4 protein-coding genes and 1 pseudogene are annotated in these 4,400 nt (G+C 70.8%); 3 read left to right on the plus strand and 2 right to left on the minus strand.

The window, feature by feature from the left end; all coding sequences use genetic code 11:
- Both G6027_RS06185 and G6027_RS06190 read left to right on the plus strand, forming a co-directional pair.
- Window positions 1-375: pseudogene (locus tag G6027_RS06185) on the plus strand (N-acetyl-1-D-myo-inositol-2-amino-2-deoxy-alpha-D-glucopyranoside deacetylase); the annotation flags it as partial.
- Window positions 372-773, plus strand: a complete 402-nt coding sequence (locus G6027_RS06190; protein ID WP_182636372.1) for a hypothetical protein — start codon at window positions 372-374, stop codon at window positions 771-773. The pseudogene G6027_RS06185 and the gene G6027_RS06190, both read left to right, overlap by 4 nt.
- On the opposite strand, the gene G6027_RS06195 is transcribed toward G6027_RS06190, so the two are convergent.
- Both G6027_RS06195 and G6027_RS06200 read right to left on the minus strand, forming a co-directional pair.
- Complete coding sequence (locus tag G6027_RS06195) at window positions 744-2,429, minus strand: PH domain-containing protein (RefSeq protein ID WP_182636381.1); 1,686 nt, start codon at window positions 2,427-2,429, stop codon at window positions 744-746. The two genes, G6027_RS06190 and G6027_RS06195, sit on opposite strands and share 30 nt — an antisense overlap.
- Window positions 2,426-3,070: a PH domain-containing protein gene (locus G6027_RS06200; protein WP_182636390.1), complete on the minus strand. Its 645-nt coding sequence runs from the start codon at window positions 3,068-3,070 to the stop codon at window positions 2,426-2,428. Before G6027_RS06200 ends, G6027_RS06195 begins: the two co-directional genes overlap by 4 nt.
- Before the next feature lie 99 nt (window positions 3,071-3,169).
- Between G6027_RS06200 and cofG the strand changes: the two genes are divergently transcribed.
- The coding region (gene cofG, locus G6027_RS06205; RefSeq protein WP_182636392.1) for a 7,8-didemethyl-8-hydroxy-5-deazariboflavin synthase CofG at window positions 3,170-4,400 on the plus strand (1,231 nt) is incomplete at its 3' end.

Raw genomic sequence — 4,400 nt, forward strand, 5'->3', positions numbered from 1 at the left:
CGGGTGGCGTGGACGGTCACCGCCCGGTCGGACGTCTCGCGACGGCACCCGGCGCCGCCCGGGCACCTACGGCACGCCGGCGAGTCCGAGCTGCCCTCGGTGCCCGACTCACGGCTCACCCACCGGGTCCCGCTCGACGACGCCACCTATGCGGCCAAGCTCGAGGCACTGACCGGACACGCGACCCAGCTCGAACTGGTTCCCGGCTCGGACGCCGAACTCTGGTTCCTCGCCCTGACCAACGGGGTCCTCCAGCCGGTGTCGGAGGTCGAGTGGTACATCGCCCACGACCTCGTCGATCCCGACGGCCCCTACGTCAAGTGCCCGCCCGGTACCGCACACCTGCTCGACGGACTGGTGGGGGAGACCCGGTGACCGGCCGGACCGCCGTCGTGCGCACCACCTCGGCGATCGAGCTCGGCGTGGCGCTGGTGATGCTCGCGGTGGGGGCCGCGACCAGCTGTGTGTTGGCCGTCGCCTGGCTGACCATGTACGTCGGCCCGGTCCCGTTCCCGTTCACGGTCCTGGTGGCCGGCGGGTGGTCGCTGTTCCTCGTGCGGGTGGCCTCCGCCTGGTCCGACCGCGCGATCGTGGCCGTGTTCCCGGCCCTGATCTGGATCCTCACCCTGGTGGCGCTCAACCTGGGTCCCGGCGGCGACATGCCGGTCCCGATCGGGTTGCGGGGCCTGGCGCTGTTGCTGGTGGGCGGTCTCATCCCCCTGTGGGTCGCGACGATCGGGCGATCACTGCGCGCGGACGCCCATCGAGGGTGAGCACCGCACCTCGGGGTCCCCGTCGTGGTGCCAGACGTCCGTGATCCCCGGGGTCAGCGCCTCGGCCAGAGCCCACGCCTCGTCCGCGTCCATGTCCATCACCGAGTAGACACCGTTCCCGGCCGGGGTGGCCGCGGAGACGGTCGCGACCCCGGCGGAGCGCTGGAACACCGACTGCGTCACCGTCCACCCGATGATCCCGTCGGCCTCGAGCACCGTGCGCTTGGCGGTCCACGATCCGTGCGAACTCACCAGGGTCTCGGGCAGCAGCGCGTGGCCGAGCATCCTGATCCGGTCGACCGACAACGCGAGGAAGAACACCAGGGCCGCCGGGATCGCCCACCTCACCCAGATGTCGGCCGGGGGGCCGGAGTCGATGCGGACCAGGACGATGAGGCCGGCCACGATCCAGAACGGCATGAGCCCGCGGGTGATCCGCCGGCGGGCGGCCTTCCACGGGTGGCGCCGCAGAGGCACGGTGACAGGGGTCGGGTCGCCGAGGATTCGGATGGCCACCCGTCGGACGTCCTTGATGGGCGCCTGCGGCAGCAGCGTCGACGCGGCGGCGCCCTTCTTGGTCCCCGTCATGATGGGCTCGAGCCGGCCGCCGCCCAGGAGCCGGAGGTACACGGGCAGTCGGATCTCGACGCCGCGGAGTCTGGCCTTGTCCAACGCCTGGTGCTTGCGGCGCAGGATGCCGTTCTGGACGTAGAGCAACTGCCCACGGTCGGTGAGTGCGTACTTCCCGTAGCGGATCGCGTACGTGATGATCGCCAGGACCCCGGCCACCATCCAGACGGCGATCGCCTCGCCGACCAGAGTCCACGGCTGCCCCAGCGAATCGAGCCACGAGACGACGGCCTCGACGGCCGCGAGCTCCATGACCCGGTCGTGCATGTCTCCCATCTGCCAGGTGATGAGCCACAGTGACAGGAGCACTCCGAACCCGATGAACGAGAACGGGGCGAACCGGGCCCACGTGACGCGCCACTGGGAGATGTCCTCACCGTACTTCGAGCCCCACTGCTCCTCGTCCTCCTCGCTGAGCGTCGGGTCCAGGGCGCGACGGTGCTTGAGCAACTCGTCGCGAAGCGGCTCCACCAGGGTTGTGTCGATGGCGTTGAGCCGGAACCGCTCGGCGTCCGATTTCCCGGAGTCCGCGCGGCCGGTGCCGACCTCGACGATCGACACCCGCATGACCCGGTGGAACAGGTCGGACTCGGTGTCCACACTGCGGATCCGCTGGCGCGACACCGTGACCACGTTGCGGCTGAAGAAGCCCTTCTTGAGGATGATGTGGGTCCGGCCGACCTGATAGCTCGTGGACAGCCACCGCAGCAGACTGCCGAGCACGATCAACGAGATGACGCCGATCTCGAACCAGTAGTTGTTTCGGTTCGACCCCAGCCACAGGGAGATGAGGAACAGCGGGAGCAACCGGGTGAGCATCCCCAGCGGGTCCACCAGCAACATCCGCCAGGACAACCGCTCCCACGGAGCCTCCGGGTCGACCTTTCCGTCGGCGTCGGCCGGGTCGGCCTGTGTGGTCTCCTCCGGCGGTTCGGCCCCCGGGGCCGGTGCGGTGTCGACGGAGGAGCCGGCCTCGTCGTCGTCCGGATCCGTCGTCACCCCGGTCACACCGCCCGGTCCGCTCACGTCCCGTCCTCCGAGTCCAGGTTGGCGATGGCGATGAGGTGCTGGGCCAGAGCCTCCGCATCGGCGAGGGTCAGACCCCTGATCTCGACGGTGCCCTGGGCGGATGCGGTGGAAGCGTGGACGGTGGCCAGGCCGAACCAGCGCTCGAACAGGTTGCGGGTGGTGTACACGGTCTGCAGGCGGGCCAGCGGGGCGATCCGGAACTGCGTGGTCCACCAGCCCTTGCGCGAACACACCGCGGTGTCCGAGACGTCCCAGCGGGCCACGAGGTAGCGCCACCACGGCGCCACCACGATGGACATGAACGCGAACGGGACGGTCGCGGCCAGCGCCACCCAGTTCCAGAACCCCATCACGTTGTCGCCCCAGAAGTACCACCCGACCTGCAGGGCGGCGAGGATCGCCCACGACCAGATCCCCTCGATCACCCAGAGCACCGGCGTGCGCGGGGAGATCCGGTGTCGCGGAGCCGTGACCAGCACCCGGGTGGACGTCAGCAGACCCTCCCCGGAGTCCGAGGCTCCCCCGGGGACGGTCGAGGGAGCCGGCTCGCGCAGGGCATGGGCGCCACCGGCACCACGGGGAGGTGCGGACACCAGGGAATCGCCGTTGCTGCGCAGGGGACGGGCGGGATCGGACATGCCGCCCAGACTAATGCGCGGTCCCATTCCGTACGCCCGTGACCTCCCACGCAGCACCGGCCCTCCACCTCTCGGCCCCGGTGGGGCATCATCACGGGCATGGATCTCGCCCTGACGCCTGTCGATCCCGAGCCCACGCATTCGGCCATGCGGCGCGCGCTGCGCCGGGCCTCCGACGGGCTCACCCTCGATGTGACCGAGGCGGCGGTGCTGCTGGCCGCGCGCGGTGATGATCTCGCCCGACTCACCGGGCTGGCGGCCGCGCGTCGCGACGCCCGCCTCGTCGACGAGGGGCGTCCGGGGGTGGTGACCTATTCCCGCAAGGTGTTCGTGCCCCTGACCCGCCTGTGCCGGGACAAGTGCCACTACTGCACGTTCGTCACCGTTCCCGGGAAGCTCCGGGCGGCGGGCGAGGGCATGTTCCTCGACCCCGACGAGGTGGTGGACCTGTGCCGGCGCGGAGCGGAGGCCGGGTGCAAGGAGGCCCTGTTCACGCTCGGCGACCGACCGGAGGACCGCTGGCCCGAGGCGAAGGAATGGCTCGAGTCCAGGGGGTTCTCCTCCACGCTGGACTACGTCCGGGCCATGGCGATCCGCGTCCTGGAGGAGACCGGTCTGCTGCCGCACCTCAATCCCGGGGTGATGAGCTGGTCGGAGCTGTCCACGCTCAAGCCGGTCGCACCGTCCATGGGGATGATGCTCGAGACCACCGCCACGAGGTTGTTCACCACCCCGGGGGAGTGCCACCACGGCAGCCCGGACAAGGACCCGGCCGTGCGGTTGCGCACCCTGACCGACGCGGGGCGTCTCGCGGTGCCGTTCACCTCGGGGATCCTGGTGGGAATCGGGGAGAACAGGACCGAGCGGGCCGACAGTCTGCTCGCGCTCGCCGGGCTGGCGAGGGAGTTCGGGCACCTCCAGGAGGTGATCGTCCAGAACTTCCGGGCCAAGCCCGACACCGCCATGCGCGACTCGGCCGACGCGGATCGGGACGAGTTCCTGGCCGCGATCGCCGTCGCGCGACTGGTGCTCGATCCGCGGGTCGCCGTCCAGGCCCCGCCCAACCTGGTCGACCGGGATGACGTGCTGGCACTCATCGGCGCGGGGGTGGACGATCTGGGCGGCATCTCCCCGCTGACACCCGACCACGTCAACCCCGAGCGCCCGTGGCCGCACCTGGAGGGGCTCACCGCCGACCTGGCGGCGGCGGGCTGGTCGCTGACCGAGCGACTCACCGCCCACCCGCGCTACGTCGGTGCGGGTGACGCCTGGATCGACCCCAGGGTGTCGGGGCACGTCCACGCGATCGCCGACCCGGGCACGGGTCTGG

This window comes from Dietzia sp. SLG310A2-38A2 (assembly GCF_014145095.1).
Classification (GTDB): Bacteria; Actinomycetota; Actinomycetes; order Mycobacteriales; family Mycobacteriaceae; genus Dietzia.

What these genes read in the sequence shown, in the direction of transcription:
- G6027_RS06200 (WP_182636390.1), bottom strand. Translation starts at nt 3,070, where the DNA reads ATGTCCGATCCCGCCCGTCCCCTGCGCAGCAACGGCGATTCCCTGGTG.